Annotated in this window: 24 protein-coding genes and 1 pseudogene; 11 read left to right on the forward strand and 14 right to left on the reverse strand. The window is 71.5% G+C overall.

The genetic code is table 11. The annotated features are described in order from the left end of the window. Positions 1 to 11 precede the first annotated feature (11 nt). The 4 genes from ACILR4_RS19555 to ACILR4_RS19570 are packed head-to-tail and all read left to right on the forward strand — an operon-like array spanning position 12 to position 3607. Complete coding sequence (locus tag ACILR4_RS19555; RefSeq protein WP_395702547.1) at positions 12 to 302, forward strand: hypothetical protein; 291 nt, start codon at positions 12 to 14, stop codon at positions 300 to 302. Positions 303 to 320: 18 nt separating this feature from the next. Then, entirely contained in the window at positions 321 to 623 is a 303-nt protein-coding gene (locus tag ACILR4_RS19560) for a high-potential iron-sulfur protein (RefSeq protein WP_395702548.1), read from the forward strand. A gap of 9 nt (positions 624 to 632) precedes the next feature. Next, a complete protein-coding gene (gene bchI / locus ACILR4_RS19565) occupies positions 633 to 1655 on the forward strand; it encodes a magnesium chelatase ATPase subunit I (protein ID WP_395702549.1) in 1023 nt (340 codons plus the stop codon). 20 nt (positions 1656 to 1675) lie between these two features. Further along, positions 1676 to 3607, forward strand: coding sequence for a magnesium chelatase subunit D (locus tag ACILR4_RS19570; protein WP_395702550.1), 1932 nt, complete (start codon positions 1676 to 1678; stop codon positions 3605 to 3607). A gap of 20 nt (positions 3608 to 3627) precedes the next feature. Here ACILR4_RS19570 and ACILR4_RS19575 read toward each other — a convergent pair whose 3' ends face one another. Next, positions 3628 to 4020, reverse strand: coding sequence for a carboxymuconolactone decarboxylase family protein (locus ACILR4_RS19575; RefSeq protein WP_395702551.1), 393 nt, complete (start codon positions 4018 to 4020; stop codon positions 3628 to 3630). 302 nt (positions 4021 to 4322) lie between these two features. Between ACILR4_RS19575 and ACILR4_RS19580 the strand changes: the two genes are divergently transcribed. Then, a complete protein-coding gene (locus ACILR4_RS19580; RefSeq protein ID WP_395702552.1) occupies positions 4323 to 7268 on the forward strand; it encodes an ATP-binding protein in 2946 nt (981 codons plus the stop codon). Here the strand turns inward: ACILR4_RS19580 and ACILR4_RS19585 are convergent. From ACILR4_RS19585 to mltG, 10 genes are all read right to left on the reverse strand, one after another. Continuing rightward, positions 7265 to 10828, reverse strand: a complete 3564-nt coding sequence (locus tag ACILR4_RS19585; RefSeq protein WP_395702553.1) for a Dyp-type peroxidase — start codon at positions 10826 to 10828, stop codon at positions 7265 to 7267. The genes ACILR4_RS19580 and ACILR4_RS19585 overlap by 4 nt on opposite strands. A 156-nt stretch (positions 10829 to 10984) precedes the next feature. Continuing rightward, on the reverse strand, positions 10985 to 12541 hold the full coding sequence (locus ACILR4_RS19590; RefSeq protein ID WP_395702554.1) for a methyl-accepting chemotaxis protein: 1557 nt from the start codon (positions 12539 to 12541) through the stop codon (positions 10985 to 10987). 209 nt (positions 12542 to 12750) lie between these two features. After that, positions 12751 to 13920, reverse strand: coding sequence for an acyl-CoA dehydrogenase family protein (locus ACILR4_RS19595; protein WP_395702555.1), 1170 nt, complete (start codon positions 13918 to 13920; stop codon positions 12751 to 12753). A gap of 48 nt (positions 13921 to 13968) precedes the next feature. Beyond that, complete coding sequence (locus ACILR4_RS19600) at positions 13969 to 14190, reverse strand: hypothetical protein (protein ID WP_395702556.1); 222 nt, start codon at positions 14188 to 14190, stop codon at positions 13969 to 13971. Between the two features lie 104 nt (positions 14191 to 14294). Further along, positions 14295 to 14933, reverse strand: a complete 639-nt coding sequence (locus ACILR4_RS19605) for an ankyrin repeat domain-containing protein (RefSeq protein WP_395702557.1) — start codon at positions 14931 to 14933, stop codon at positions 14295 to 14297. Next, positions 14930 to 15736: a TatD family hydrolase gene (locus ACILR4_RS19610; RefSeq protein ID WP_395702558.1), complete on the reverse strand. Its 807-nt coding sequence runs from the start codon at positions 15734 to 15736 to the stop codon at positions 14930 to 14932. The genes ACILR4_RS19605 and ACILR4_RS19610 overlap by 4 nt, the downstream gene beginning before the upstream one ends. Before the next feature lie 36 nt (positions 15737 to 15772). Beyond that, on the reverse strand, positions 15773 to 16171 hold the full coding sequence (locus ACILR4_RS19615; RefSeq protein ID WP_395702559.1) for a PilZ domain-containing protein: 399 nt from the start codon (positions 16169 to 16171) through the stop codon (positions 15773 to 15775). Beyond that, positions 16168 to 17241 (reverse strand): DNA polymerase III subunit delta', encoded by a 1074-nt coding sequence (gene holB / locus ACILR4_RS19620; RefSeq protein ID WP_395702560.1) that lies wholly within the window; start codon positions 17239 to 17241, stop codon positions 16168 to 16170. The genes ACILR4_RS19615 and holB overlap by 4 nt, the downstream gene beginning before the upstream one ends. A 12-nt stretch (positions 17242 to 17253) precedes the next feature. Beyond that, complete coding sequence (gene tmk, locus ACILR4_RS19625) at positions 17254 to 17868, reverse strand: dTMP kinase (protein ID WP_395702561.1); 615 nt, start codon at positions 17866 to 17868, stop codon at positions 17254 to 17256. Further along, entirely contained in the window at positions 17865 to 18872 is a 1008-nt protein-coding gene (mltG, locus tag ACILR4_RS19630) for an endolytic transglycosylase MltG (protein ID WP_395702562.1), read from the reverse strand. The genes tmk and mltG overlap by 4 nt, the downstream gene beginning before the upstream one ends. A 74-nt stretch (positions 18873 to 18946) precedes the next feature. On the opposite strand from mltG, the gene ACILR4_RS19635 reads away from it, so the two are divergent. Both ACILR4_RS19635 and ACILR4_RS19640 read left to right on the forward strand, forming a co-directional pair. Next, positions 18947 to 19879 carry a YgfZ/GcvT domain-containing protein gene (locus tag ACILR4_RS19635; protein ID WP_395702563.1) on the forward strand — a complete coding sequence of 311 codons (933 nt, stop codon included), beginning with the start codon at positions 18947 to 18949 and terminating at the stop codon, positions 19877 to 19879. Further along, a complete protein-coding gene (locus ACILR4_RS19640; RefSeq protein ID WP_395702564.1) occupies positions 19876 to 20172 on the forward strand; it encodes a DUF4936 family protein in 297 nt (98 codons plus the stop codon). Before ACILR4_RS19635 ends, ACILR4_RS19640 begins: the two co-directional genes overlap by 4 nt. 6 nt (positions 20173 to 20178) lie before the next feature. Here ACILR4_RS19640 and ACILR4_RS19645 read toward each other — a convergent pair whose 3' ends face one another. Both ACILR4_RS19645 and ACILR4_RS19650 read right to left on the reverse strand, forming a co-directional pair. Further along, complete coding sequence (locus ACILR4_RS19645) at positions 20179 to 21042, reverse strand: YbgC/FadM family acyl-CoA thioesterase (protein ID WP_395702565.1); 864 nt, start codon at positions 21040 to 21042, stop codon at positions 20179 to 20181. Next, the gene (locus tag ACILR4_RS19650; protein ID WP_395702571.1) at positions 21039 to 21950 is read right to left on the reverse strand and encodes an alpha/beta hydrolase; all 912 of its coding nucleotides are present in this window, start codon (positions 21948 to 21950) and stop codon (positions 21039 to 21041) included. The genes ACILR4_RS19645 and ACILR4_RS19650 overlap by 4 nt, the downstream gene beginning before the upstream one ends. A 102-nt stretch (positions 21951 to 22052) precedes the next feature. Between ACILR4_RS19650 and ACILR4_RS19655 the strand changes: the two genes are divergently transcribed. The 4 genes from ACILR4_RS19655 (at position 22053) to ACILR4_RS19670 (ending at position 25492) form a co-directional block, all read left to right on the forward strand. After that, positions 22053 to 23201 (forward strand): iron-containing alcohol dehydrogenase, encoded by a 1149-nt coding sequence (locus ACILR4_RS19655; RefSeq protein WP_395702566.1) that lies wholly within the window; start codon positions 22053 to 22055, stop codon positions 23199 to 23201. A 127-nt stretch (positions 23202 to 23328) separates the two neighbouring features. Continuing rightward, positions 23329 to 23676 carry a GntR family transcriptional regulator gene (locus ACILR4_RS19660; RefSeq protein WP_395702567.1) on the forward strand — a complete coding sequence of 116 codons (348 nt, stop codon included), beginning with the start codon at positions 23329 to 23331 and terminating at the stop codon, positions 23674 to 23676. A gap of 2 nt (positions 23677 to 23678) precedes the next feature. After that, on the forward strand, positions 23679 to 24551 hold the full coding sequence (locus tag ACILR4_RS19665) for an ABC transporter ATP-binding protein (RefSeq protein ID WP_395702568.1): 873 nt from the start codon (positions 23679 to 23681) through the stop codon (positions 24549 to 24551). 23 nt (positions 24552 to 24574) lie between these two features. After that, positions 24575 to 25492 (forward strand): hypothetical protein, encoded by a 918-nt coding sequence (locus ACILR4_RS19670; RefSeq protein WP_395702569.1) that lies wholly within the window; start codon positions 24575 to 24577, stop codon positions 25490 to 25492. A gap of 126 nt (positions 25493 to 25618) precedes the next feature. Here the strand turns inward: ACILR4_RS19670 and ACILR4_RS19675 are convergent. Beyond that, a pseudogene (locus ACILR4_RS19675) lies at positions 25619 to 26316 on the reverse strand (isocitrate lyase); the annotation flags it as partial.

A 26316-nucleotide genomic window follows, 5' to 3' on the forward strand; every position in this document is an offset into this window, starting at 1 on the left:
ATCGAGCCCTGATGGTCGCCCTGCCCCCGATTCCCATGTCCTGGCTGGTCGATGCCGTGATCGTGGTGATGCTGCTGGAGGGCCTGGCGCTGATCGCCTGGCGCGTCCGCAGCGGCCGCGGCCCGGCGGCGGCCGACCTGCTCGCGAACCTGGCCGCGGGCTTGTGCCTGCTGCTGGCCTTGCGCAGCGTGCTGGGCGGCGGCGGCACGCTGCCCTGTGCTGGGTGGCTGGCGGCAGCCGGCCTGGCCCATGCCACCGACCTTTGGCGCCGATGGCCGCGCCGCAGATCCCTTCCGTCCTGACAACCCACGAGGTGCCCCATGTCCACACGTCGCAACTTCATCACCTGGATTCCGCTGATCGCCGCTGGCGGCACCGGCAGCACGCTGGCGCAGCCCGTGGCGCTCGACCCCAAGGACAGCCAAGCCACGGCGCTCGGCTACCAGACCGACGCCACCAAGGTGGACAAGGCCAAATACCCGAAGTACGCGGCCGGCCAGCACTGCGGCGCCTGCCAGCTGTACCAGGGCAAGGCCGGCGCGGCCAACGGGCCCTGCCCCATCTTCCAGAACAAGCTGGTCGCCGCCACCGGCTGGTGCAGCGCCTTCGTGAAGAAGCCCTGAGGCCGGGCCATGGGCACCGCCTACCCGTTTTCAGCGATCGTTGGCCAGGACGAGATGAAGCTCGCGATCCTGATCGCCGCGATCGAGCCGGCGATCGGCGGTGTGCTGGTCTTCGGCGACCGCGGCACCGGCAAGTCCACCGCGGTGCGCGGGCTGGCTGCGCTGCTGCCGCCGATGCGCGCGACGGCCGACTGCCGCTTCGGCTGTGATCCGTCCGATCGCGGCGCCTGCGAGCACTGCCGCGAGCGCAAGGCCGGCGGCAGCGCCCGCAGTCGCAACGTGCCGGTGCCGGTGGTCGATCTGCCGCTGGGCGCGACAGAAGACCGCGTGGTGGGTTCGCTCGACCTCGAGCGCGCCCTGACGCAAGGCGTGCGGGCCTTCGAGCCGGGGCTGCTGGCGCGCGCGCACCGCGGCTTCCTGTACATCGACGAAGTGAACCTGCTCGAGGACCACCTGGTCGACCTGCTGATCGACGTGGCCGCCTCGGGCGAGAACGTGGTCGAGCGCGAGGGCCTCTCGGTGCGGCACCCCGCCCGCTTCGTGCTGATCGGCAGCGGCAATCCGGAGGAAGGCGAGCTGCGGCCGCAGCTGCTGGACCGCTTCGGCCTGTCGGTGGAAGTGAAGACGCCGACCGACCTGGCCGAACGCGTGGAGATCATCAAGCGCCGCGATGCCTACGAGCGCCAGCCCGAAGCCTTCGTCTCGCACTGGCAGAAGGAGGACATCCGCGTGCGCCACCGCGTGGTGGCGGCACGGGCGCGATTGGCCGAGCTGACGGTGCCCGATGCAACGCTGGCCCAGGCCGCCAGCCTGTGCCTGCAGCTCGGCACCGATGGCCTGCGCGGCGAACTGACGCTGATGCGCGCGGCCCGCGCGCTGGCCGCGCTGCAGAACGACGACGAAGTGACGCCGGCGCACCTGCAGCGCATTGCGGCGCCGGCCTTGCGTCACCGCCTGCGCCGCGATCCGCTCGACGAGAGCGGTTCGAGCGAACGCGTCGAACGTGCCGTGGCCGAGGTCTTCGCGCATTAGCGCGGGATGCGGGCAGCGTGATGATCGAGCTCTGCGCGCGACCCGCGACCGGCAGCCTGCCCGCCGCCGCGCCAGCGCGCACCGCACCGGCATCGCCGCCGCCGGCCCCGGCCTCCGGTGCGGTGGCCCGGCCTGCGGCCACGCTTCCGGACACCGCCTGGGCAGCGGCCCTGCTGGCGGTCGACCCCGTCGGCCTGGGCGGCGTGCTGTGGCGCGGGCCGGCCAGCCTCGCACGCGACCAGTGGCTGGCCCAGTTGCGCACCCTGCAGCCGACAGGTGCACCGCTTCGCCGCGTGCCGGCGCACATTGGTGACGAGGCCCTGCTGGGCGGACTCGATCTGGCCGCGACGCTCCAGCGGAGAACGCCGGTCGTTCGCTGGGGCCTGCTGCGCGAAGCCCATGGCGGACTGCTGGTGCTGGCCATGGCCGAACGCCTGCCCGCGACGCTGGCCGCCCGCATCGCGGCGGCGCTGGACAGCGGCGAGGTGGCCCTTGAACGCGAGGGCGTGACCGAACGAGCGCCAACGCGCCTGGGCGTGGTGGCCTTCGACGAAGGCGAGACAGCGGACGAGCGGCTGCCCGCGGCGCTGACCGACCGGCTGGCGATCCATCTGGCCCCCGATGCAGCGGCCGCGCCAGCCCCGGCGCTGCCGGCCTGGTCTGCCGACGCGGTGGCGGCAGCGCGCCAGCGCGTGACCGACATTCCCTTCGACGCCGACCTGGTGGCCGCCTTGTGCGAAGCCGCCACGCGCCTGGGGGTGCACAGCCTGCGGGCACCCTGGCTGGCCTGGCGCGTTGCCTGCGCGGCCTGCGCGCTGCGCGGCGCGGCCACCGTGTCCACCGACGACGCGGCGCTCGCGGCCCGGCTGGTGCTGGGTCCACGCGCCTGCCAGTGCCCGCGGCCGGCCCCCATGCAGGCGGTGCCGGCCGATGCCGAACCGCCTCCGGAAGCATCGCCTGAACCACCGGCGGAATCATCGCCAGAACCGCCGCCGCAGACGTCCGGCCCTGATGCCGCCGCCGAGGATCCGCCGCTGGCTGAGGCGAGCGCCGCTGAACACCCCGCCGCCTGCGCCGAGCAGTTGCTGCAGGCGGCTGCCGCGCGCCTGCCGGCGGACCTGCTGGCCAGCCTGTTGGCCGGCGGCACGCGGTCGACGGCCGCGTCACGGACCCCGGCCACCGGTACCGGGCGGGGGGCTCCCGCCCAGCGCACGGGCAGCCGTGGTCGTCCACTGGGCGTGCAGCCTGGCGAGCCGCGTGCCGGCGCGCGGCTGGACCTGGTGCAGACGCTGCGCGCGGCGGCACCCTGGCAGGCATTGCGACGGTCGACAACGGGCCCGGCCTCGGCGCTGGCCGTGCAGGTCAGGCGCGAGGACTTCCGCTGGCGCCGCTATGCGCAGCCGCGCCAGACCCTCACGCTGTTCGCCGTGGACGCGTCCGGCTCGCAAGCGATGCGCAGGCTGGCCGAAGCCAAGGGCGCGGTGGAACTGCTGCTGGCGGACTGCTACGTGCGGCGCGACAAGGTGGCCCTGCTGGCCTTCCGCGGCACGAGTGCGCAGGTGCTGCTGAGCCCGACCCGTTCGCTGGTGCGCGCCAAGCGCTGCCTGGCGGAACTGCCGGGCGGTGGCGGCACCCCCCTGGCCGCGGGCATCGACGCCGCGCGCGCGCTGGCCGATGCCGCTGTCCGCCAGGGCTATCGGCCCCTGCTGGTGCTGATCACCGATGGGCGGGCCAACGTGGGTCGGCAAGGCCAGCCGGGCCGCCCGCAGGCCCAGGCCGACGCCCTGGCCGCCGCCCGCCTGTGGCGCCAGGGTGGCTGCGCTGCCCTGCTGCTGGACACCTCGCTGCCGCCGCAGGCGCAGGCCCTGGCCCAGGCAATGGGCGCGCGCTACATGGCCCTGCCCTGTGCCGACGCGCATTTGCTGGCCAAGGCCGTGGCTGACGCCACCTGAGGGCCGCAGCGCCCGGCAGGTCAGCGCGCCGGGGCTGCAGGCTCGATGACCTCGGCCGCCGCCCTGAACGCATCCAGCGCGGCGGGAAAGCCGCAATACACGCTGGCATGCAGGAAGATCTCCTGGAGCTCGGCAACCGTGACGCCGTTGTTGATCGCGCCACGCACGTGGATCTTCAGTTCGTGGGTCCGACCCAGCGCGACCAGCATCGAGACGGTGACGATGCTGCGCGTCTTCAGGTCGATGCCGCTGCGCTGCCAGGTGCTGCCCCACGCATGGCGGGTGACCAGTTCCTGCAGCGGCGCGGTGAAGTCGCTGGCGCTGTCGAGCGCTTTCTGCACGTAGGCGTCGCCGACCACGGCGCGGCGCGTGGCCAGGGCGGTCTGGAATTCGGCATCGGTGGGCAGTTGCATGGTCGTGAGGTCCTCGGGTTGTGCTGCGCGATTGTTGAGCAGCGCGAACACCCGACCTCGGCACCGGTGCTTGCGCCGGATACTGGATGTTCGTACAGTATCCGTATCGCTGGAGATTCCGATGCGCCATCCCGAACTTCGCTACCTGTACCGCCCCGCGCCCGAGCGCATTCCCCGCTGGGTCCGCCGCATCTGGGTCTGGTTCTGATGGCGCTGCGGCCCGTCGTCCGGGCGGCCGCGGGCGGTGCGGCCGTCCGCTGGCTTGATGCGATCATTGCGTCCGGGATTCGCAGCGAACCTGGATGTCCGAAGCCGCCAGAACCGAACCATCAGAGCCGGGCACACCCGACAGCGCCGCGCCGGCGCCGGACGGCACGCGGCGCTACGTCACGCTGCTGTTCTCCGACCTTTCCGGCTCCACCGCACTGTCCGGCGCGATGGAGGCCGAGGAATACGCCAAGCTGCTGGCCGCGCTGCGCAAGGCCTACCAGCAGACGGTGCCGCGCTGGGGCGGCACCATTGTGCGGGTGCAGGGCGATGGGCTGCTGGCCATGTTCGGCCACCCCGTCACGCGCGAGGACGATGGCCGGCGCGCGGTAGAAGCCGCGCTGGCATTGCACGAGCAGGTGCGCCGGATGGCGCCGCCGCTGCCGCCCGGCTTCAGCCTGCAACTGCACACCGGCATCCACGCCGGGCTGGTGCTGATCGGCACCGGCGACATCGAGCGCGGCCGCTTCGAGCTGATGGGTATGGTGCCGAACATCGCCGCGCGCCTGTCGGATGCCGCCGGCCCGCACGAAATCGTCGTCAGCGAGGAAACACTGGGCCCGGCACGGCGCTTCTTCCGCGCCGGCGCGCCGAGCATGATCTCGGTGAAGGGGCGCGAGGCGCCGATCCTGGTCTACCGCATCGACGCCCAGGGCGAAGAGAGCGCGCGCACCGAGGTGCGCAGCCGCCCGAGCGCGCCGCTGCTGGGACGCCAGCAGGAGCTGGCCCGCCTCGAACAGTCCTTGAACGACACCTTGCACGGCTATCCGGCCGGCATCGAGGTGGCCGGACCGCCGGGCATCGGCAAGACCCGGCTGGTCGAGGAATTCCTCGGCCATGCACGCCAGCACGGTTGCCGGGTGCTGCGCGGCGGCTGCGACAGCGGTGGCGGTGCGCCGCTGCAGCCCTTCCGCGAGATGCTGCAGTCGCTGGGCAGCGTCGAGCTGCCGGGCAGCCTGCGCGACTGGCCCGAGCGCTTGCTCGCGCTGGCGCGCGAGCAGCCCCTGGTCGCCTTCATCGACGACTGGCAATGGGCCGACGACGCCTCGCGCCAGGTGCTGGCCGCGGTGCAGCAGCGCGTCAGCGGCGCACCGCTGCTGATCGTGCTGACGCGGCGCCTGGCCGGCGCCGACGCGGCCCCGACGCCCGGCGTCACGACGCTGGCGCTGGCCCCCTTGCCCGCCGCCACGGCCGCCGAAGCGGTGGCCGCGCAGCTGCCGGGTGCGGACCCCTTCGTCGTGGCGCAGATCTGCGCCGACGCCGGTGGCATTCCGCTGTTCATCGAGGAGCTGTGCCATTCCGCGGCGCGCGGCGACCGAGGCCGGCTGGCACCGCCGCCCAGCCGCGCCGGCTGGCTGAACCAGCTGATCGAGTCGCGCGTGCAGGATCTCGGCGCGACCCTGGCTGACCTGGTGCGCACGGCCGCGGTCATCGGCAACGTGGTACCGGCCTGGCTGCTGGCGCGCATCACCGGCATCAGCGAGCACAGCCCGCGCGTGCGCGAACTCGCCGAGCAGGACTTCCTGTTCCCCGGTGAACGCGCAGGCACGCTGCGCTTCAAGCATGGCGTCACGCGTGACGTGGTGTACGCCTCCATCGGTCTGCTGCAGCGGCAGCTGCTGCACCTGCGCGTGGCGGTGGCGCTGATGCAGCACGCGGCGCGGGACGGTGTCCCCGAAGACGTCGAGGCCCTGGCGCTGCATTTCGGCGCCGGTGGCGACCCGGTGCTGGAAGCCCAGTACGCGGAGCGCGCGGGCGACCACGCGCTGGCCGTGTCGGCGCTGGACCGCGCCCGCAGCCATTACCGCACCGCGCTGGCGGCGCTGGACCGCGGCGAGCTCGAAGGCGACGCCGCCTTGCGCTGGGCCGACATCGTCGAGCGCCTGTGCATGGTGTGCATGTTCGACCCCGAGCGGTCCCAGATCGGCCTGGCCGAGCGCGCGCTGGCCCTGGTCGAGCGCTGGGGCGACCCAGCCCGCATCGCCCGCGCCCGCCACTGGCTGGGCTGCGTGAACTACGCGCTGGGCGAGGCACGCACGGCCATCGTGCAGGGCGAACGTGCGCTGGCCGAGGCCGAGCAGGCCGGCGACGAGCCGCTGGCGTTCCAGGTGGTGGCTTCGCTGGGGGAGGCCTGCACCGCCGCTGGCCGCTACGATCGCGCGTTAGAACTGCTGGAGCGCGCCATCGCAGTCAAGCGCCGCCACCGCAGCGGGCGCCGCACCAATGTCGGCCTGGCCTATTCGCTGGTCTGCCGGGGTGTCGTGCTGGGCGACCGCGGCAGCTTTGCGGCCGCGGCGGCCTGCTTCGACGAAGCGCTGGACTGCCTGGTCGACCCGATGCACCAGATCGTCGCCAGCATCCAGGGCTGGCGCGGGGCGGTGCTGCTGTGGCAGGGCCGCTGGCGCGCGGCGCGTGAAGCGGCGGCCGAATCCGCCCGGGTGGCCGAAGCCACGCGCAGCCTGTGGCAGCTGTCGATCGCGCGAGCGATCGACGGCTATGCTGCCTGGCGCCTCGATGGCACGCGTGAGGCCGTGGCCGGGATCGTCGAGGTCACGGACTGGCTGCTACCGCGTGACAACGGCTTGTTCCGCTCGCTCAACCACGGCTGGCTGGCCGAGGGACTGCAGGCACTGGGCGATCCGCACGCATGCCGCCGGCACACCGCGCTGGCGCTGCAGCGGGCGCGATTGGGCGATTGCGTTGGCCTGGCCATGGCCTGGCGTGCCATGGCGCGGGCCGCCCATGCCGCGGGTCAGCCTGCCGCGGCCGCCCGGCACCTGGCCGCGGCGCATCGCGTGGCCGCGCGGCGCCAGTCGGCGCACGAGCGCGCGGTGACCCAGCTGTGCGAGGCGGAACTGGCCGCCGCGGCCGGCGATGCGGCGGGTGCTCGGGTCCCGCTGTCGGCCGCGATGCAGGCCTTCGACGCGATGGGGATGGAAGGACACCTGGTAGCGGCGCAGGCCCTGCGCGACCGGCTCTAGACCGCTTCGGGTGGCGCTGCGGGCGCAGCGGGCTGCTTGGGCGTCAGCATCAGCAGCACCGGCGAACCCGTGGGCCGCAGCGTACCGGCGTTCAGCACCGCCGCGGCCATGCCCAGCATCACGCCCACGCCCATGCGTGCGCCTGGGCAGGCGTGCACGCCCCAGCGATCGGAGTCCTTGGGCGCGAAGTAGTCGCCGCCGAACAGCAGGGCCTCGCGCGTCGGCGCCGCGCAGGCAGCCGGCGCGAGCTCCTCGATCGCGGAGGCCAGGCCCAGCACCACGGGCGATGCATCGGTCGCCGGGGCACCGTCGACGACGCGCGTGCGCCATACCGCCGGCGGCACGGGCTCGCGCTCCATCGCCTCGATCAATGCCGCTCGCAGCGCCTTGCTGGCCTCGGCCGCCGTCGGCGCTTCATCCGCGGTGTGGTCCGCCAGCGCCTGCTGCAGCGTCCACAGCCTGTCCCCCTCGATCCAGAGCTTCATCACGTTGAGGAAGTTGCCGTGGATCGTCGGCGCAAAGCCGAGCAGCAGGCCGGCGACCTCGCGCTCGGGCAGGTCGGCCCCATGGGTCTTCAGCAACGGTGCCAGCTGCGCCAGGATCGGCTGCGTCAGCAGGCCGGTGCCCTGCGGCAGGCCGGCCGCGAGCCGCTGGCGCACGGCCTGCAGCACTGCCGGCCCGTGCAACTGCCCTTCCTGGGCCACGAAGGCGCGCGGCTGCGCATTGAAGATGGCGCGCGAGGGGCCGATGATGTCGCCCGGGCAGCGCGGCACGCCCGCATGCCCGGCCGCGGGCAGCCGGCCACCGGTGGCCAGTTTGCGGCCATCGGGCGCATCGTCGTCCGGCAGGCCGAACCAGAGTTGGCCCAGCTTGCCGATCACCAGCTCCGACAAGGTCATCAGGTCGACCGGCACGCGCAGCCGGCCGTCGGGGTGGCGTAGCGCAAAGCTGCCCTGCCCGGCCAGCTGGATCAGTGCACCCAGCACCCTGTGCGTGACGGCCAGGGCCAGGTTGAAGGCCGTGGCCTCGTCAACGCTCGCGATCACGCCGTTGACGCGGGGGCCGACCTCCGAATGGCCTTCGGCAGGGTCCTGCCCCAGGTGGTTGAGACCGATGGTCTGGCGCATCCTGTCGCCGAAGCCGCGCACCGAGACGGTCGCGCAGGCCTCGTCGGCCAGCGCGTCGAGCACATCGACCGCACCGCCGACCAGGCGGCCATAGCTCGCAACCTCCATCGTGCCGCCCTGCGCGCGGACTTTCTGCCAGGTCTGCCTGCCGTTGGTACGGTCTTCCAGCAGCGCGCGCCAGCGGTCGAGCTCGGACTGCCGCTGTGCCGCGGGGGCGTCGTCCGGGCCCGGCGCGCTGCGGAAGCGGGCCAGCTGCGCCAGTGCGTCAAGAGAAGGCACGAACAGGTACAGGCCCCATTGCAGCTCGACGAAGGCCTTGTCGCCCAGGTCGGCGCGTTGGGGCCGGCCTTGCGCGTCAACCCACCGGAAGATCCGCGGTTCGCCCACGCGCGGCACGCCGAGGAACGGGTCGTCCTGGGTCGAGCTCACACCGGTGCTGTTGCCACCACTCACCCAGCGCTGCACCGTCTCGTACTGCTCGGCCAGGCTGGCGCAGTAGGCCATGAACAGGGTGCCGCGGTCGCTCTGCGCCTGCGCTTCGTCGGTCGCGGGACCATAGGACATGCCGCGGCGCAGGATCCGCGGCATCGCGTCGCGGCCGTCGCGCGGATGGGCGCGGCGGATGTGCGAGGCGAAGGGACACTGCGGGCCCGTCGCGCCCTGCGGTCCCTGGAAGTCGAAATCGTTGTTGCCACCGGCACCGGCGGGCACCAGCGGGTCACCGTTCTGCCAGCGGCCCATCATGCGGGCGCGCAGGGCCTCGCGCGCAGCCGGGTCAGCGGGAAAGAGGCTCGCCATCACCGCGTCGAGGTGGTCGGTGCGTTGGCGCAGCTTGCGCACTGCGAGGAAGCTGCCCCGGTCCAGCAGCGGGTCGGCCCCCGCCGGCCATGCCTTGTCGCCGCGATCGTTGGCGAAACCCAGCACCAGTTCGCCAGGGCGAACCTGATGCCGGGCCGGATCCGGGTCCCCCTGCGGCCGCACGATCGGCTGGCTGATGCCATCGACGAAGTTGAAGTGCTCGCGTCCTCCGGGCGTGGCGGTGCGGCTGCGGGTGGATTCAATGGCCAGCACCACCAGCCCGGTTTCCGGCCGGGCCAGCGCGGCCACTTCCTGGGCGACCAGGGGGTGCAGGCGATGATCGGCATTGTCCGTGTCGATCGTGCGCAGCATGACGGCCACGTGCACCACGGAGAGGTCGATGCGGTCCTCGCGGGCAGGGTCGCTCCCCGCGCGCAGCGGACGAAGCCAGTGGTCCGGGTGATTGCCCCGCACGTCGCCCAGGATGCCGGCCCGCGCTTCCATGCCGTCGTGGAACTCGGGCGGCAGGCGATCGACCCGCTCCGGGTGCAGCCCGAGCGCCAGCAGCCCCGAATGGGTGAATCCGACGTGATAACGCACCACATCCTCGGCCGCGGCAGGGGCCGCGCAATGGGGTGCGAGCGACGACAGGTGCGCAATGGCGGCCGAAGGGTCGCTCACGCGCAGCAGCACGAGCGCCCCGTGCGTTGCGGAGGGCTGATCGGCGCGCAGCACGGCCTGCAGCTGGGCATCGTCCCAGTCAGCGCGCTCGTCGGCCGCAGGCTCGGCGGGCTCGCGCGCCAGCCACGCCAGTTCGTCCGGCACCACGCGCCCGGCAATCAGCTGCCATTCGGGGTTCTGCTGCAGGTCGGGTCGCGCCATCACCTCGCGCAGCCCTGCCAGCACCAGCCGCGCAAAGCGGAGCAGCACATCGCCTTCCGCACCGGACCAGAACCCGGTCAGGCGGTACAGGCCCTTGAGCGTGCGCAGGTGCAGCGGCAACGCGCTGCCCGCTGCCTGCGCAGCCTTCTCCACCGCGTCCCGCCAGGCCTGCCGGTCGGCCAGCTCGGCATGGTGAGCGATGGCGCGGTCTGCGTTCGCATCGGCTCGCGCCAGCGCCTCCACCTTGGCCAGGTAGCGCTGGTCGGCCAGCGTCGCCGGTGAATCGGTGTAGAAGATGCCGCCATCCTGCTCGTGCGCACGCACCCAGCGGCAGTAGCTGTCGAAATCGGTCTGGCGCGATCCGGGGTAGCCCTCGCAGTGCACCAGCAGCGCGTCGAGCAGCGGGCCGATGTCGCGGTAGATCACGCGCATGTAGGGTTCCCAGCCGCCGTCGAAGCCGACGTTGAGCGACAGGTGCCAGCGCCCGGCTTCGACGAGCCCGGGCGGGACCAGCGCGTAGCGGAAATGCGTGATGATCCCGTGGCGCCCGATCGGGTCCGGGAACACGCTGCCGCGCAGCTCGGATTCGCGCGCGTTGCGGCGGCTGGTGTGCATGGCCTCGAGCAGGCGACGCAGCCGCTCGAGGTAGCTCACGGGTTCAAAACCTTCGGCCAGCCCTTCGCGCACGGGCGCCATCAGGGCCAGGTTCGTGGTGCCCGCCAAGGCGGCGCCGTGCACGTTCGGGCGCTTCATGTCTCGTCCCCCTTTGGCGCGCGACCCTAAAGCGGCCTACGGTCGCTTACATCCTCAAAGCAGACGAGGCCGGCCAGCCCTGGGTGTGGCTCGGCACGACGATCGGCCGCTTCAGTGCGGGCTGAGCGGTGGGCCCAAGCTTGCCACAGCAAGCGCTCAGCGAAAGACGTCGATGGCCTCGGCCAGCCGTTCGGCGCGCTGCTGCAGGCTCTGCGACGCGGCAGCGCTCTCCTCCACCAGTGCGGCATTCTGCTGCGTCACCTGGTCCAGGTGGCCCACGGCCTGGCCGACCTGCGCGATGCCCTCGCTCTGCTCACGCGTGGCGGCGCCGATGTGCCCGATCAGCGACGACACGCGCCCCACCTGCGCGACGATGTCCTGCATCGTGCGGCCGGCGTCGTCGACCAGCCGGCTGCCAGCATCGACCTTGTCGACACTGGTGCCGATCAGCGCCTTGATCTCGCGCGCGGCCTGCGCGCTGCGCTGCGCCAGTGCCCGCACCTCGCCGGCGACCACGGCGAAACCGCGGCCGGCCTCGCCTGCGCGCGCCGCCTCCACCGCGGCATTGAGCGCAAGGATGTTGGTCTGGAACGCGATGCCGTCGATGGTGCCGTTGATGTCCGCGATGCGGCGCGCGCTGTCGGAGATCTCGCCCATCGTCGCGACCACCTGCTGCACGGCGTCGCCGCCGCGACCAGCGGCGGCACTGGCGCTGCCGAACAGGCGGTCGGCTTCGCCGACCGTCTCGGCGTTGGTGCGGACCGACGCCATCATCTGTTCCATCGACGCAGCCGTTTGCTCCACGCTCGCCGCGGCCTGCTCGGTGCGCGCGCTCAGATCGTGGTTGCCCTGCGCGATCTCGGTGGCCGCCGTGTGCACCGCCGCCACCTGCGTCCTGACGTCGTCGATCAGCCAGCGGAACATCAGCCCGAGCTGGCTGACCGCGCGCAGCGTCACGCCGATCTCGTCGACGCGATCCATGAGCGGCACTTCGCGGCTCGCCCCGGTGGCCACCGCCAGCGCCTGCGCGCGCAGTTGCTCCAGCGGCCGCGCGATCTGGCGTTCCAGCAAGGCCGACAGCACCATGGCGACGACAGCCCCCGTGGCGCCGATGGCGGCGAGCTGTGTCGCGCCGGTGCTGCCGGCCGCCAGCGCAAGGCCGCAGCCGGCGACGAGCGCGAACACGCCCGCGATCGTCAGCCGTATCCGGCCGCGCACCGACATGGTCTTGCGCCAGTTCGTCAGCCGGCCCCGCAGCCCGCCGGCGATCACAAGCCCCTTGTGCAGGCGGCGGCCGCCGGCGGGGCCTTCACGCAGCTCGCGGTACAGCGCTTCGGCGCCTGCCACCTCGTCTCGGCCGGGCTTGGTGCGCACCGAGAGGTAGCCCACCGTGCTGCCGTCGCGCACCACCGGCACCGCGTTGGCTCGCACCCAGTAGTGGTCGCCGTTGGCGCGCCGGTTCTTCACCAGCGCCGTCCACGGCTCGCCGCCCTTCAGCGTGGCCCACATGTCGGCGAAAGCCTCGCGCGGCATGTCCGGATGGCGGATGAAGTTGTGCGGCTGGCCGGCGATCTGCTCACGCGGAAAGCCGCTGGCCGCAACGAAGGCGTCGTTGGCGTAGGTGACGTGGCTGTGCACGTCGGTGGTGGACATCAGCGTCGCGCCGTCCGGCAATTCGTGCTCACGCTGGGTCACGGGTTGGTTCAGGCGCATGGGGCAACCTCGCTCGACGGCATGTCGATGTGTGGGTATCGACATCCTGCGATCAGAACTGAGCGTGGAAATCAGAATAAGCACGGCGATGGGCCGACAGTTGTCCACGGCGTGGGGGTCCTGCCGTACCCCGCTTGACGGTGCTCAAGCCGGCATGGCGGATCTCGCGCGGGCAGGCGCAGGCGTCGTGTTCCGCCCCGGGGAGGCGATCAGATGCCCAGCTGCCGCGCCGCCAGGTCCTTCATGATCTCTTCCGAGCCGCCGCCGATCATCATGACCTTCACCTCGCGGTAGATGCGCTCGCTCTTCGTGCCGCGCATGAAGCCCATGCCCCCCAGCAACTGCACCGCCTGGTCGGCGCAGAACTGCATCGCCTGGGTGGCCAGCACCTTGGCCATGGCAATCCGCGCGACCAGCTGCTGCGGCTCGGCCAGCCGGTGCTCGATGCGGTAGGCCAGTTCGTAGACCAGCGTGCGCGCGGCATCGATCTTCAGCGCCATGTCCACCAGCTTGTGGCGCACCACCTGGCGCTCGGACAGCGGCAGGCCGAAGGTTCGGCGCTCGTGCGCCCAGGCCAGCGCTTCGTCGAGGCAGACCTGCGCGAAGGTGTAGGCCTGCGCGGCCATGAACAAGCGTTCGGTGTTGAAGTTGCGCATCAGGATCTTGAACCCCTGGTGTTCCTCGCCGACCAGGTTGGCAGCGGGCACGCGGCAGCGGTCGAAGTGCAGGTGGGCCGTGTCGCTGGCCCACCAGCCCATCTTCTTCAGCGCCGTACGGGTCAGGCCCGGCGTGTCGCCATCGATCACCAGTACCGACAGGCCGTTGGCGCCCTGGCTGGCCGGATCGGTGCGCACCGCGACGGTCAGGAAGTCGGCGCGCAGGCCGGAGGTGATGAAGGTCTTCTCGCCGCTGACCAGGTAATGGTCGCCATCGCGCACGGCCCGGGTCCGGATCGCGGCGACATCCGAGCCGCCGGAGGGCTCGGTGACCGCCAGGGCGGAGATCTTCTCGCCTCGCAGCACCGGCGGGATCACGCGCTCCTGCAGGGCCGCGCTGCCGCCGTGCGCGACGGGTGGCAGCCCGATGGTGTGCGAGCCGAGCGAGGCCACCACGCCGCCGGCGCCGCAGCGCGAGTACTCCTCGGCCAGCACGATCTTGAAGAAGGTGTCGGCCGGCGTGCCGCCATGGACTTCTTCGAAGCCGATGCCTGTGGCGCCGATGGCCGCGGCGCGCTGGTACAGAGAAAGCGGGAAGGTGCCGGCCTCGTCCCACGCGTCGACGTGGGGAGTGATCTCGCGACCGACGAACTCGCGCAGCGTGGCGCGGAAGGCTTCGTGGTCAGGGCCGAAGTAGTGCGCCAGCGGCGGTTGGTCGAGCATGCCGGGATCTTGGCATGCTCCGCCACCGGCGGAGATCAGGGAAAGGGATCAGTTCAGCTCGTCGGGCGCGTCGTCGACCTCGCGATCAAACGCGTCGCGCGTCGCCGGCTGCTTGGCATTGGCGTTCTGCAGCGCCGGCTTGTCCAGCGGGCGGCAGATGCGGCTGTGCAGGCGCACCAGGCGCTCGGAACGTTCAACGCTGGCGAGCACCGTTTGCGGGTCCAGCAACAGGGCAAACGGATTGTTGGCAGCGGCGTTCAGGGTCGTCATGGCGAGGCTCCTGGGCAGTGGGTGATGCCACTGTAGAAGCTTCGCCAGGAATGTGTTAGTCGGCGCTGGTCCGTGATGCGTGTCAGATTTCCGCTGACAAGCGGTCAGCGCATCGCCTGCTCGAGCTTTTCGCCAAGTTTGTCGCGCCCGGCCAGGCGCGCGAAATCGGCCGCGCTGAGGTTCTTCTCGTTGCGCAGCCTGGCATCCGCCCCCTTGGCCAGCAGCAGTTCGGCCGAATCCTGGTCGCCATAGCGCGCGGCCATCATCAGCGGCGTGGTGCCGTTGGGCGAGCGGGCATCGAGCGCAGCGCCCCGCTCGATCAGCCAGGCCACCAGCGCCTTGTCCGGACCTGTGGCGGCGTAGTGCAAGGGCGTCCAGCCGCTGCGGTTGACCTGTGCGCCGCGCTCGACCAGTCGCCTGGCCCAGTCGGCCTGGCCTTTCAGCGCCGCCATCATCAGCGGCGTCTCGCCGGACTCGTTGGCCGTGTCCACCTGCGTCTGCGGCGACTGCAGCAGCACGGCCGCCACCTTGAACGAGCCTTCGCGCAGGCTCAGGTACAGCGGCACCTGGCCCTTCTCGTCGCGAGAATTGGGGTCGAAGCCGCGCTGCAGCAGCGCCTGCACGCTGCCGGCATCGTCGACCGAGACGGCCTTGAAGAAGTCCTCATAGGCGCCAGCGTGAGCGGCCAGCGGCAGGGCGATCGACGCGGCCAGCGCGGCGCCGGCGAGCCAGTGCTTGATCATGGGGTGGTCTCCGGTTGCGGCAGCCTGAACAGGCGCTCGAAGTTGCGGCTCGTCGCCTCGGCCACCTGCTCGACCGACAGGCCCTTGACCTGTGCCACCTGCGCGGCCACATGCGGCACATAGGCCGGCGAGTTGGTCTTGCCGCGGTAGGGCACGGGCGCGAGGTAGGGGCTGTCGGTCTCGATCAGGCAGCGGTCCAGCGGCACGAAGCGCGCCACCTCGCGCAGGTCCTCGGCATTGCGGAAGGTGAGGATGCCCGAGAACGAGATCATGAAGCCGAGGTCGAGCGCGGCGCGGGCCACCTCGGCGGTCTCGGTGAAGCAGTGGAACACGCCGCCCGGACCGCCAGCGGCCGCGCCGCCCTGCTCTTCGCGCAGGATGTCCAGCGTGTCGGCCGAAGCGCTGCGGGTGTGGATCACGAGCGGCAGCTGGCTCGCCCGCGCAGCGCGGATGTGCACGCGGAAGCGCTCGCGCTGCCAGGCCATGTCCGCCACGCTGCGGCCATTGAGCCGGTAGTAGTCCAGCCCGGTCTCGCCGATGGCGACCACCCGGGGCTCGCGCGCCAGCGCCAGCAGTCGCTCGAGCGTGGGCTCTTCCACGCCTTCGTTGTCCGGGTGCACGCCGGCGGAGGCCCAGAAGTTGTCGTAGCGCAAGGCCAGCGCGTGCACGCTGGCGAACTCTTCGAGCGTGGTGCAGATCACCAGCGCGCGGTCGACACGCGCAGCGGCCATCTCGGCGCGGACGGCCTCGATGCGGCCCTGCAATTCAGGGAATGTCAGGTGACAGTGGGAATCGACGTACATGCGCCGAGCATAGCCGGCGCCTGCGAGCCCGCGGTATCAGACGGTCTGAGTCGGCTTGGACGACGAGATCGAAGTGCCGAGGATCTCCTCGATCTTCAGCTTCAGCAGCCGGGTCTTCTCGTCGGCCGGGAAGCGCACGCCCACGCCCTGCGTGCGGCCGCCCGAGGCATTGGCCGGCGTGATCCAGGCCACCTTGCCCGCCACCGGGTAGCGCTGCGGGTCGTCGGGCAGCGACAGCAGCAGGTAGATGTCCTCGCCGAGCTTGTACTCGCGCGTGGTCGGCACGAACAGGCCGCCATCGCTGAGCAGCGGGATGTAGGCGGCGTACAGCGCACCCTTCTCGCGGAACACCAGCTGGATGACGCTGGGCCGCGCACCGGCCGCCGCGGCGGGCGCGGCAGCTCCGGCTGGACGGGCGGGGGGCGAAATGCTCATCGGGCCGAGTGTAGCGAAGCCACCTGGCGCGGGCCGGGGCCAGCCGGCGCGGCGGGCCACATCGCCGTGGCTTGCGTCACGAGGCTCTCGATCAGCAGCGCGGCATTCCACGGGTGCTCGTCGTGACGCGCGGCGCGCAACAAGGCATGTTGCCAGGCCACCGCGGCCGCCAGGTCGACCGGCGCGGGCCAGCGGCTCGCCTCGAAGAACCGCGGCACGCCGCCACCGGCCTGTGCCATCAGGTCATGCGCCAGCTTCAGCAACAGGTCGATCACCCGCGGCAGCGGCCGGCCGCTGAAGGGCGCCGCATCGCCACGTGCCACGCGCAGGGGCAGGTCGGCCAGCCAGGCGGCCGTGATGCCTTCGTCGCGCCAGGCCAGGGCTTCGAGCGGACTGCCGCCGGCCAGCGCCAGCAAGGCCGGCGCATCGGCACCCAGGCCCTGCCGGTTCAGCCATGCAGCGGCCGCGGCCGGCTCGGGCAGCTGCAGGCGCAGGCGCTGGCAGCGGCTGCGGATGGTGGGCAGCAGTCGCTCGGGGTCGGTGCTGGTCAGCAGCAGGCGCAGGCCGGTCGGCGGCTCTTCGAGCGTCTTCAGCAGCGCATTGGCGGCGGCCATGTTCAACGCATCGGCCGGATGCAGCAGCAGGGCCTTGCCACGGCCGCGGCCGCTGGTCTGGTGCGACCAGTCGATGGCCTGGCGCACCTGCTCGACGCGGATGTCGCGGCTGGGCTTGGCATCGGGCTTGCCTTCGTCGTCACCCAGCCAGTTCAGCTGCACGCGCCAGGCCTCGGGCACGACGACCATCAGGTCGGGATGCGTGCGCTGGCGCACCAGGTGGCAGCTGCCGCAGCGGCCGCAGGGCTGGTGCTCGCGGTCTTCACACAACCAGGCCTGGGCCAGCAGGCCGGCGAACTCGAGGTGGCCGACGCCCGCCGGCCCGGCCAGCAGCAAGGCATGCGATCGCTGCATCGCCCGCGCCTGGGCCAGCGGCGCACCCAGCCAGGGCAAAGGCAGCGCGCCGGGCGCGTCCACGCCCAGGCGCATCGGTTCAGTCGGCTTGCCGGTGGCCATGCGCTCGGCGCCCTACCACCAGCGCCGCGCGGCCAGCGCGGCTTCGATCTGCTGCCACACCATCTCGCGCGGCTGGTCGGCGTCGATGCGGGCAAAGCGCTGCGGCGTGGCATCGCGCCGCGCGGCGTAGCCGGCCCGCACGCGCTCGAAGAAGGCGATGTCCTCGCGCTCGAGCCGGTCGGCATCGCGCGCGGCGGCGCGGCGCTGGGCGGCCACCAACGGCGGCAGGTCGAACCACAGCGTCAGGTCCGGGTGCCGGCCCTGCTGCACCCATTGCTCCAGTTGCGCCAGCTGCACCAGATCGAAGCCGCGGCCGGCACCCTGGTAGGCGAAGCTGGCATCGGTGAAACGGTCGCAGACCACCGTGGCGCCGCGCGCCAGCGCGGGTTCGATCACGCGCTGCAGGTGGTCGCGCCGCGCGGCAAAGACCAGCAAGGCCTCGGTCAGGGCATCCATCTCCCGGTGCAGGAACAGCTCGCGCAACGACTCGGCCAGCGGCGTGCCGCCCGGTTCGCGCGTTAGCACCACCTCGACCTCGTGCTGGCGCAGCCAGTGCGCCAAGGCGGCGATGTGCGAGGACTTGCCGGCGCCGTCGATGCCTTCGATGGTGATGAAGCGGCCGCTCATGGCTTGCGCGCCGAGGCCTGGCGCTGAAAGGTGTTCACCGCGCGATTGTGCGCCGCCAGGTCTTCGCTGAACACGCTGCTGCCATCGCCGCGGGCCACGAAGTACAAGGCCTTGGTGGGCTCGGGCCGCACCGCGGCACGCAGGGACGCCAGGCCCGGCATCGCGATCGGCGTGGGCGGCAGCCCCGGGCGCAGGTAGGTGTTGAACGGACCGTCCGTCTGCAGGTCGCGCTTGCGCAGGTTGCCGTCGAATGCTTCGCCCAGGCCGTAGATCACGGCAGGGTCGGTCTGCAGCGGCATGCCGATGCGCAGGCGGTTCAGGAACACCCCGGCGATGCGCGCGCGGTCTTCGCCGCGGCCGGTTTCCTTCTCGACGATCGAGGCCAGGATCAGCGCTTCATCGGCCGACTTCAGCGCCAGGTTGGCGGCGCGCTCGGCCCATACCGCGGCCAGGCGCTGCTGCATCATGGTCTGCGCGCGCTTGAGCACGGTGATGTCGCTGACCCCTCGGCTGTAGACGTAGGTGTCCGGGAAGAAGCGGCCTTCCGGCGAGACGCCCGGCAGGCCGAGCCGCGCCATCAGCTGCGCATCGTCCAGCGCCGCGCTCACCGGCTTCAGGTTCGGGGCCTTGGCCAGCGCGGCGCGGAACTGGCGGAAGGTCCAGCCCTCGATCAGGCGCACGCGCTCGAAGGCTTCGTCGCCCTGCACCATCTTCGCCAGCAGGCTGCGCGGCGTGATGCCCGGCTCCAGCTCGTAGCTGCCGGCGCGGATGCGGCGGGCCTGGCCGGACCAGCGGAACCATTGGTACAGCAGCCAGCCGTCGGTCTGCACCCCGGCCTGCACCCAGGCCTGGGCCACATCGCGCGGCGTGCTGCCGGCCTCGATGGAGAGTTCGACGGTCGGCGTGGCCAGCGGCAGCGGACGGCTCAGCCACCACCAGGCGGCCGCGGCGGCGGAGACGGCGAGCAACAGGACGAAGAGGAGAAGGCGGCGCCAGAGCTTCATGCGGCTGACGCAGGGGCGGCGCCACAAGGCCCGCCTCGGACATCGAACATGGGGGCGTGATGATAATCGCCGCCATGACCGAAAACGCTCTGCCCAGTGGCGCGCTGCGCCTGACCGACTGGGGCCTGATCCGTGCCCGCGGCGCCGACGCCGCGCACTTTCTGCACGGCCAGCTGACCCAGGACATCGAGCACCTTGCGCCGGGCCAGGCGCGATTGGCCGGCTACTGCTCGCCCAAGGGGCGGCTGCTGGCCAGCTTCATCGTCTGGCGCCGCGGGCCGGAAGAGATCCTGCTGGCCTGCAGCGCCGATGTGCTGCCCGCCACGCTGAAGCGGCTGTCGATGTTCGTGCTGCGGGCCAAGTGCAAGCTCGATGACGCCAGTGCCGAGTGGGCGCTGTATGGGCTGGCCGGAGCAGCGGCGGCCGCGTGGCTGGGCGCGCGGGCGCCGGCCGCCGCCTGGCAGCTGAACACGCAGGAGGACGCCGACCTGCTGCGCCTGCCCGATGCCCAGGGCGTGCCGCGCTGGCTGCTGGCTCAGCCCGGCGCTGCCGCCGCACCGGCCCTGCCCGCGCTGGCACCCGAAGCCTGGCGCTGGCTGGAGGTGCACAGCGGCGTGGCCCGCATCGTCGCCCCGACGGTGGAGCAGTTCGTGCCGCAGATGGTGAACCTCGAGCTGGTGGGCGGGGTGAACTTCCAGAAGGGCTGCTACCCGGGTCAGGAGGTGGTGGCGCGCAGCCAGTACCGCGGCACCCTGAAGCGCCGCGCGATGGTGTTCGACAGCGAGGTGGCCGCGCAGCCCGGGCAGGAGGTGTTCCACAGCGACGATCCCGGCCAACCCGCCGGCCTGGTGGCGAATGCCGGACAGCTGGCCGAGGGCCGTGCCAGTGCGCTGGTGGAAGTGAAGCTGGCCGCGCTGGGTGGCGGCAGCTGGCACCTCGGGGCGGCCGACGGCCCGACCCTGCGGCCCGGCGCCCTGCCCTATCCGTTGCCCACCGAGGCCGCGTGAGCCGACGTCTCTACGTCTACTACCGGCTGCCCGAGGCACGCTGGCCCGCGCTGCTGCCGGCGCTGGAGCAATTGCAGGCCAGGTGCCGCACGGCCATGCCGGGGTTGCGGGCCGAGCTGCTGCGGCGGCCCGGCAGCAGCGATGGCCTGATCACGGTGATGGAGACCTACGCGGCCGAGGCCGGCATCGACGCAGCGCAGGAACGTCGCATCGAGTCGGCCTTCATCGGGCTGTTCCAGGAACTGGCGCTGCCGGTACAGCGCCATGTCGAGGTCTTCGAGACGCTGGACTGACACCCGCTACAGCGCCCGCACCATCTCCACGTGCGGAATGCCGGCCTCCTCGAACACCGGGCCGCGCGTGCTGAACCCGACGCGGCTGTAGAACGGCGCGGCCGACAGCTGCGCATGCAGCAGCGCCTCGCGGAAGCCGCGCTCGCGTGCCGCCTGCATCAACGCGTCCAGCACCGAACGGCCGATGCGGCCGCCGCGCATCGGCGCCAGCACCGCCATGCGGCCGATCTTCGCCACGCCCGGCACATGCTCGAGCAGGCGCCCGGTGGCCAGCGGCTTGCCGAAGCGGTTGTAGGCCACGGCGTGCACGCACTCGGCGTCGGCGGCGTCCCACTCCATCTCGGCGGGGATCTTCTGCTCCTCGACGAATACCTTCGCGCGGATCGCGCCGGCTTCGGGGCCCAGCTCGCGCCACGCACCGACACGCACCTCGACCATCGGCTTGCCGGCCTCGAAGGCTTCGAGCACGTCGCGGAACTGCTGCGGGATCGGCTGCGAGGTCTGCGTGGCCGGGTCGGCGAACACGTAGACCAGCTCGCCGCCGACCAGCAGCTGGTCGCCACGGAACACCGCGCAGGCCAGCACCATCGACGAGTTGCCGATGCGCGTGGTGCGCACGCCGACGTCGATCAATTCGTCGAAGCGCGCCGAGGCCTCGTACTCGACCGTGGCCTTGCGTGCGAACAGGTCGCCGCCCAGGTAGTGCATGGTGTCCGCATAGGGCATCGCCATCGCGCGCCAGTAGCCCGACACGGTGGTGTCGAAATACATCAGGTAGTGCGCGTTGAACACGATGTTCTGCATGTCCACCTCGGCCCAGCGCACGCGCAGGCGTTCGGTGAATCGGAAGTCGCTGCGCTTTGTCGTCATGGGAACCAGTGTCTCCGCAGTTGTTCGCCAGCCGCAGCCTGGGCCTGGCCCGCTTCCTTCAGCGCGCGACCCATCTTGATGAAGTCGTGCGTCAGGCCGCGGTAGAGCTCCAGCGCGACCGGCACGCCGGCCATGCGCAGCCGATCGGCATAGGCCAGTCCTTCTTCGACCAGCGCGTCGCATTCGGCCAGGATCAGGCAGGCCGGCGCCACGCCGTCGAGGTCGAGCGCCTCCAGCGGCGCGAAGCGCCAGTCGCGCCGGTGGCGGTGGTCGATGTAGTGGTCGAAGAACCAGCTCACGTCCGCCGCTTCAAGCAGGAAGCCGTTGGCGAACAGCTTGTGCGACGCCGTGTCGGCATGCGCGGTGGTGCCGGGCGTGATGAGCAGCTGCAGCGCCAGCGGCAGGCCGATGTCGCGGGCATGGATCGCGCAGGTGGCCGCCAGCGTGCCGCCGGCGCTGTCGCCGCCCACCGCCAGCCGCGTGGTGTCGAGGCCGAGCCGGTCGCCATGCTCGGCCAGCCAGCGCATCGCGGCCCAGGCATCGTCCACCGCGGTCGGAAAGCGATGCTCGGGCGCGAGACGGTAGTCCAGCGACACCACGGCGCCGCCGCTCTTGAGCGCCAGCTGCCGGCACAGGCTGTCGTGCGTCTCGATGCCACCGATCACGAAGCCACCCCCGTGCAGGTACAGCAGCGTCGCGGGCTTGCCGGGCTGGTCGGTGTACAGCCGGGCCGGCAGCGCGGTGCCGTCGGCGGCGCGCAGGGTCAGGTCTTCCACGCGCGACAGCGTCGCACGCGGTGGCTCCAGCACTTCGGCAGCGGCCAGGTAGGCCTTGCGTGCCTCGGCCGGCGTCTGCGCATGGAAGGGCGTGCGCCTGGCGCGCTGGATGCGTTCGAGCAGGCCGGCCATCGCCGGGGTCAGCAGGGTGCGAGATGTCACCGAAGCGCTCGTCGTGGGGCTGGGACAGCGAGGATACTGTGTGCCCTTCCCTCGCCCCATCCGCCCTGCACCATGGCCCGCATCCTCTACCTCACGCAGATTGAAATCGACCACGGCGCCATCGCCTGCCTGCCGCAGGAATGCCAGCGCGTCGGCATGAAGAGGCCGCTGGTGGTCACCGACCCCGGCGTGCGGGCGGCGGGCGTGCTCGACAAGGCGCTGGCCGCGCTGGGCGCCATCGACCATGTCGTGTTCGACCAGACGCCGGGCAACCCGACCGAGGCCGCGGTGCGGTCTGCGGCCGAGCTGTTCCGCGCGCAGCGTTGCGACGGCCTCATCGCGGTGGGCGGCGGCTCCAGCATCGACCTGGCCAAGGGCGTCGCGATCCTCGGCACCCATCCCGGCGCGTTAAAGACCTACGCCACCATCGAAGGCGGCAGCCCGAAGATCACCGAGGCCGTGGCGCCGCTGATCGCGGTGCCCACCACCGCCGGCACGGGCAGCGAGGTGGCGCGCGGCGCGATCGTCATCGTCGACGATGGCCGCAAGCTCGGCTTTCACAGCTGGCACCTGGTGCCCAAGACCGCGATCCTCGACCCCGACCTGACGCTGGGCCTGCCGCCGCTGCTGACTGCCGCGACCGGCATGGACGCGATCGCCCATTGCCTGGAGACCTTCATGGCGCCGGCCATCAACCCGCCGGCCGATGGCATTGCGCTCGACGGCCTGGAGCGCGGCTGGGCCCACATCGAGCGCGCCACGAAGAATGGCCAGGACCGCGAAGCGCGCTGGAACATGATGAGCGCCAGCATGCAGGGTGCAATGGCCTTCCAGAAAGGCCTGGGCTGCGTGCACTCGCTGAGCCACAGCCTGGGCGGGGTGAACCCGAAGCTGCACCATGGCACCCTGAATGCGATGTTCCTGCCGGCCGTGATCCTGTTCAACGCACCGGCCGAGTCGATGCAGAACGACCGGCGCCTGCAACGCATGGCGCATGCGATCGGTCTGCCGGGCTGCGACAGCCGCGGCACCGAGCTGGCCGAGGCCGTGCGTGCACTGAACGCGCGGCTGGGCCTGCCACCCGGCCTGGCGGCAATGGGCGTCACGCGCGACCTGTACGAGCGCATCATCGACGGCGCGATGGCCGACCACTGCCACAAGACCAACCCGCGCATCGCCACGCGCGAGGACTACCGCGCGATGCTCGACGCGTCGCTGTAGGCCGTCACCGGCAGTCCGGCGTCGGCTGCAGTTCGTCATCCGGCGCTGCAGTCCGTCGCATCCGGCGTGACCGGGTCGAAGGCAGCTTGATATGGTGTGCTACATCAGCAACACACCGGAAGCGCCCATGCAAACCTGGGATGCCAAGCTGCCGATCTACCAGCAACTGGCCGACATCCTCGCGGCCAGGCTGCTCGATGGCCAACCGCACGAAGGCGAACCGATGCCCTCGGTGCGCGCCCTGGCCGGGCAGTACCTGATCAACCCGCTCACGGTCAGCCGTGCGCTGCAGGCGTTGGGCGACGAAGGCCTGATCGAGACCCGGCGCGGGCTCGGCATCTTCGTGCGGCCCGGCGCGCGCGATCGGCTCAAGCAGGCCGAGCGCGAGCGGTTCTTGAAGGAAGAGTGGCCGCAGCTGCGTGCCCGCCTGCGCCGGCTGGACATCGGCGCGGATCAACTGAGTTGGGAGGACTGACGATGGAACCCCTGATCCAGGCCCAGGGCCTGACGCTGCGCTACGGCCGCAAGGTGGCGGTGGACGACGTGAGCTTCACGATTCCCAAGGGTCGCGTCGTCGGCCTGCTCGGCCACAACGGTGCCGGCAAGACCTCGCTGATGAAGGCGCTGGTCGGCCTGCTGCCGGCCGAGGGCCAGCTCACGGTGCTGGGCATGCAGCCGCGGGCGCAGCGGGTGCAGCTGCTCGAGCAGCTGAGCTACATCCCCGACGTCGCGATCCTGCCGCGCTGGGCCCGTGTCGAGCAGCTGATCACGCTGATGAGCGGGCTGCATCCGCGCTTCTCGGCTGACCGCGCCCGGGCGCTGATCAAGCGCACCAGCGTGTCGCTGTCCGACAAGGTGAAGTCGCTGTCCAAGGGCATGGTGGTGCAGGTGCACCTGGCGCTGATGGCGGCCATCGATGCCCGCGTGATGATCCTGGACGAGCCGACGCTGGGCCTGGACGTGCTGTCGCGCAAGGCCTTCTACGAGATGCTGATCGACGAGTGGTGCGACGGCGAGCGCAGCGTGCTGATCTCGACCCACCAGGTCGAGGAGATCGAGTCGCTGCTGTCGGACGTGATGATGCTCAATGAAGGCAAGCTGGTGCTGTCGATCAGCCTGGAGGAGATGGACCGCCGCTTCGTCGCACTGAGCCACGACCCGGCCCAGGCCGACGCGATGGCCGCCGCCCATCCGCTGCTGCGCTACCGCGTGCAGGGCGGCGCGGCTGCGCTCTTCGACGGCCCGCCGCCGGCGGCCGTGCAGGCCCTCGGCCAGCGCGTGCGGCCCAGCCTGGTCGACCTGTTCGTCGCGCTGACGCGCGCGCCCGAAATGAACCGCACGCAGGGCTGAAGCAGCCCTCGAGGAGCCGAACCATGAACCGTTTTGCCACGCTGATGCAGCGTGAATGGATGCAGCACCGCCTGGGCTGGATCATCATGATGGCCGCGCCTTTCGCGATCACGCTCGCGGCAGCGCCCTTCAGCGGCGTGCAGGTCACGCTGGACGACGGCGCGGCCGTGGTGCAGCGCGTGCCCGAGGCCCTGCTGATCGCCTTCGGCTGCATGGCCGGCCTGGCCGTCTCGACGATGGTGCTGGCCTCGATGTTCTCGTTGTTCCAGGCCCCCGGCCTGGCTCGGCGCGACCACCAGGACCGCTCGATCGAGTTCTGGCTCTCGCTGCCCACCGGCCACCTGCAGAGCGTGGGGGCGCCGCTGCTGGTGCACCTGCTGCTGGTGCCGTGGCTGGCGCTCGCGGTCGGCGCACTGGGCGGCTGGGTGGTGTCGCTGGCGGTCGTCACCAAAACCTGGAGCGTGGGCGCCTGGTTCACGCTGCCGTGGGGCAGCGTGCTGGCCGCGGCGCTGGCGCTGCTGGGTCGGCTTGCCGCGGGCTACGTGCTGGCCCTGCTGTGGCTGTCGCCGCTGGTGCTGTTGACGATGGCCGCCTCCGCCTGGTTCAAGCGCTGGGGCGTGCCACTGGTGGTGGCGGTGGTCGGCGGGGGTGGACTGGTGCTGGACAACGTCTACCACCAGACGCAGGTGTGGGACACGCTGCGCTACCTGCTGCACCAAGCCACCCAGGCGCTGATCGTTGCCGATCGCGCCGGCCCGCGCAGCCTGACGATGCGCGCCGACGGCGATCCCCTGCCCTTCGTGCAAGGCCTGCCGGCCTGGGCCCTGCATGACCTGGGCTCGGCGCTGGGCGCCGCGGCAACGTCGGGCTTCCTGGCGGCCCTGGCAGTGGCCGGGCTTGGCTACGCGCTGCTGGTGCTGCGCCGTCAGCGCGGCGCCTGAGCCGCGCGCAGGAATTTCCTGACGCAAAAAAGGCGCGGCCCCTTGTGGGGACCGCGCCGCCTTGCTTGTCTCCCCGAACCCGCCGCGTGTGGCGGCAGGCTCAGCACCTCTCAAAGCAATCGTGCATCAGCCGTGCTTGGCCTCGAAGAACTGCTCGTCTTCGGTCGAGCCCTTCAGCGCGGCGGTCGAAGCCTCGCGCTCGATCGTCGTGGTCACCGCGTCGAAGTAACCGGTGCCCACTTCGCGCTGGTGCTTCACGGCCGTGAAGCCCTTCTCGGCGGCGGCGAATTCCTTTTCCTGCATCTCGACGAAGGCCGTCATGTTGTTGCGGGCGTAGCCGTAGGCCAGCTCGAACATCGAGTAGTTCAGGCTGTGGAAACCGGCCAGCGTGATGAACTGGAACTTGTAGCCCATGGCGCCCAGTTCGCGCTGGAACTTGGCGATCGTCGCGTCGTCGAGGTTCTTCTTCCAGTTGAACGAGGGCGAGCAGTTGTAGGCCAGCAGCTTGCCGGGGAACTTGGCATGGATCGCATCGGCGAAGGCCTTCGCGAACGCCAGGTCCGGCGTGCCGGTCTCGCACCAGATCAGGTCGGCGTACTCGGCATAGGCCAGGCCGCGGCTCACCGCCTGCTCGAAGCCCTTCTTGGTCTTGTAGAAGCCTTCGACGGTGCGCTCGCCGGTCAGGAAGGGCTTGTCGTTGGCGTCGACGTCGCTGGTCACCAGGTCGGCTGCTTCGGCGTCGGTGCGGGCCAGCAGGATGGTCGGCACGCCCATCACGTCGGCCGCCAGGCGGGCGGCCACCAGCTTGCTCACCGCTTCACGCG

The sequence above is a fragment of the Aquabacterium sp. genome (genome assembly GCF_044226965.1).
Taxonomy (GTDB): domain Bacteria; phylum Pseudomonadota; class Gammaproteobacteria; order Burkholderiales; family Burkholderiaceae_C; genus Pseudaquabacterium.

Coding starts and splice junctions, on each gene's coding strand:
- holB (WP_395702560.1), bottom strand. CDS start 17,241: ATGGCCACCGGCAAGCCGACTGAACCGATGCGCCTGGGCGTGGACGCG.
- ACILR4_RS19615 (WP_395702559.1), bottom strand. CDS start 16,171: ATGAGCATTTCGCCCCCCGCCCGTCCAGCCGGAGCTGCCGCGCCCGCC.
- ACILR4_RS19560 (WP_395702548.1), top strand. CDS start 321: ATGTCCACACGTCGCAACTTCATCACCTGGATTCCGCTGATCGCCGCT.
- ACILR4_RS19590 (WP_395702554.1), bottom strand. CDS start 12,541: ATGCGCCTGAACCAACCCGTGACCCAGCGTGAGCACGAATTGCCGGAC.
- ACILR4_RS19650 (WP_395702571.1), bottom strand. CDS start 21,950: ATGGCCGGCCTGCTCGAACGCATCCAGCGCGCCAGGCGCACGCCCTTC.
- ACILR4_RS19660 (WP_395702567.1), top strand. CDS start 23,329: ATGCAAACCTGGGATGCCAAGCTGCCGATCTACCAGCAACTGGCCGAC.
- tmk (WP_395702561.1), bottom strand. CDS start 17,868: ATGAGCGGCCGCTTCATCACCATCGAAGGCATCGACGGCGCCGGCAAG.
- mltG (WP_395702562.1), bottom strand. CDS start 18,872: ATGAAGCTCTGGCGCCGCCTTCTCCTCTTCGTCCTGTTGCTCGCCGTC.
- ACILR4_RS19645 (WP_395702565.1), bottom strand. CDS start 21,042: ATGACGACAAAGCGCAGCGACTTCCGATTCACCGAACGCCTGCGCGTG.
- ACILR4_RS19600 (WP_395702556.1), bottom strand. CDS start 14,190: ATGACGACCCTGAACGCCGCTGCCAACAATCCGTTTGCCCTGTTGCTG.
- ACILR4_RS19670 (WP_395702569.1), top strand. CDS start 24,575: ATGAACCGTTTTGCCACGCTGATGCAGCGTGAATGGATGCAGCACCGC.
- ACILR4_RS19605 (WP_395702557.1), bottom strand. CDS start 14,933: ATGATCAAGCACTGGCTCGCCGGCGCCGCGCTGGCCGCGTCGATCGCC.
- ACILR4_RS19580 (WP_395702552.1), top strand. CDS start 4,323: ATGTCCGAAGCCGCCAGAACCGAACCATCAGAGCCGGGCACACCCGAC.
- ACILR4_RS19610 (WP_395702558.1), bottom strand. CDS start 15,736: ATGTACGTCGATTCCCACTGTCACCTGACATTCCCTGAATTGCAGGGC.
- ACILR4_RS19585 (WP_395702553.1), bottom strand. CDS start 10,828: ATGAAGCGCCCGAACGTGCACGGCGCCGCCTTGGCGGGCACCACGAAC.
- ACILR4_RS19635 (WP_395702563.1), top strand. CDS start 18,947: ATGACCGAAAACGCTCTGCCCAGTGGCGCGCTGCGCCTGACCGACTGG.
- ACILR4_RS19595 (WP_395702555.1), bottom strand. CDS start 13,920: ATGCTCGACCAACCGCCGCTGGCGCACTACTTCGGCCCTGACCACGAA.
- ACILR4_RS19555 (WP_395702547.1), top strand. CDS start 12: ATGGTCGCCCTGCCCCCGATTCCCATGTCCTGGCTGGTCGATGCCGTG.
- ACILR4_RS19570 (WP_395702550.1), top strand. CDS start 1,676: ATGATCGAGCTCTGCGCGCGACCCGCGACCGGCAGCCTGCCCGCCGCC.
- ACILR4_RS19575 (WP_395702551.1), bottom strand. CDS start 4,020: ATGCAACTGCCCACCGATGCCGAATTCCAGACCGCCCTGGCCACGCGC.
- bchI (WP_395702549.1), top strand. CDS start 633: ATGGGCACCGCCTACCCGTTTTCAGCGATCGTTGGCCAGGACGAGATG.
- ACILR4_RS19665 (WP_395702568.1), top strand. CDS start 23,679: ATGGAACCCCTGATCCAGGCCCAGGGCCTGACGCTGCGCTACGGCCGC.
- ACILR4_RS19655 (WP_395702566.1), top strand. CDS start 22,053: ATGGCCCGCATCCTCTACCTCACGCAGATTGAAATCGACCACGGCGCC.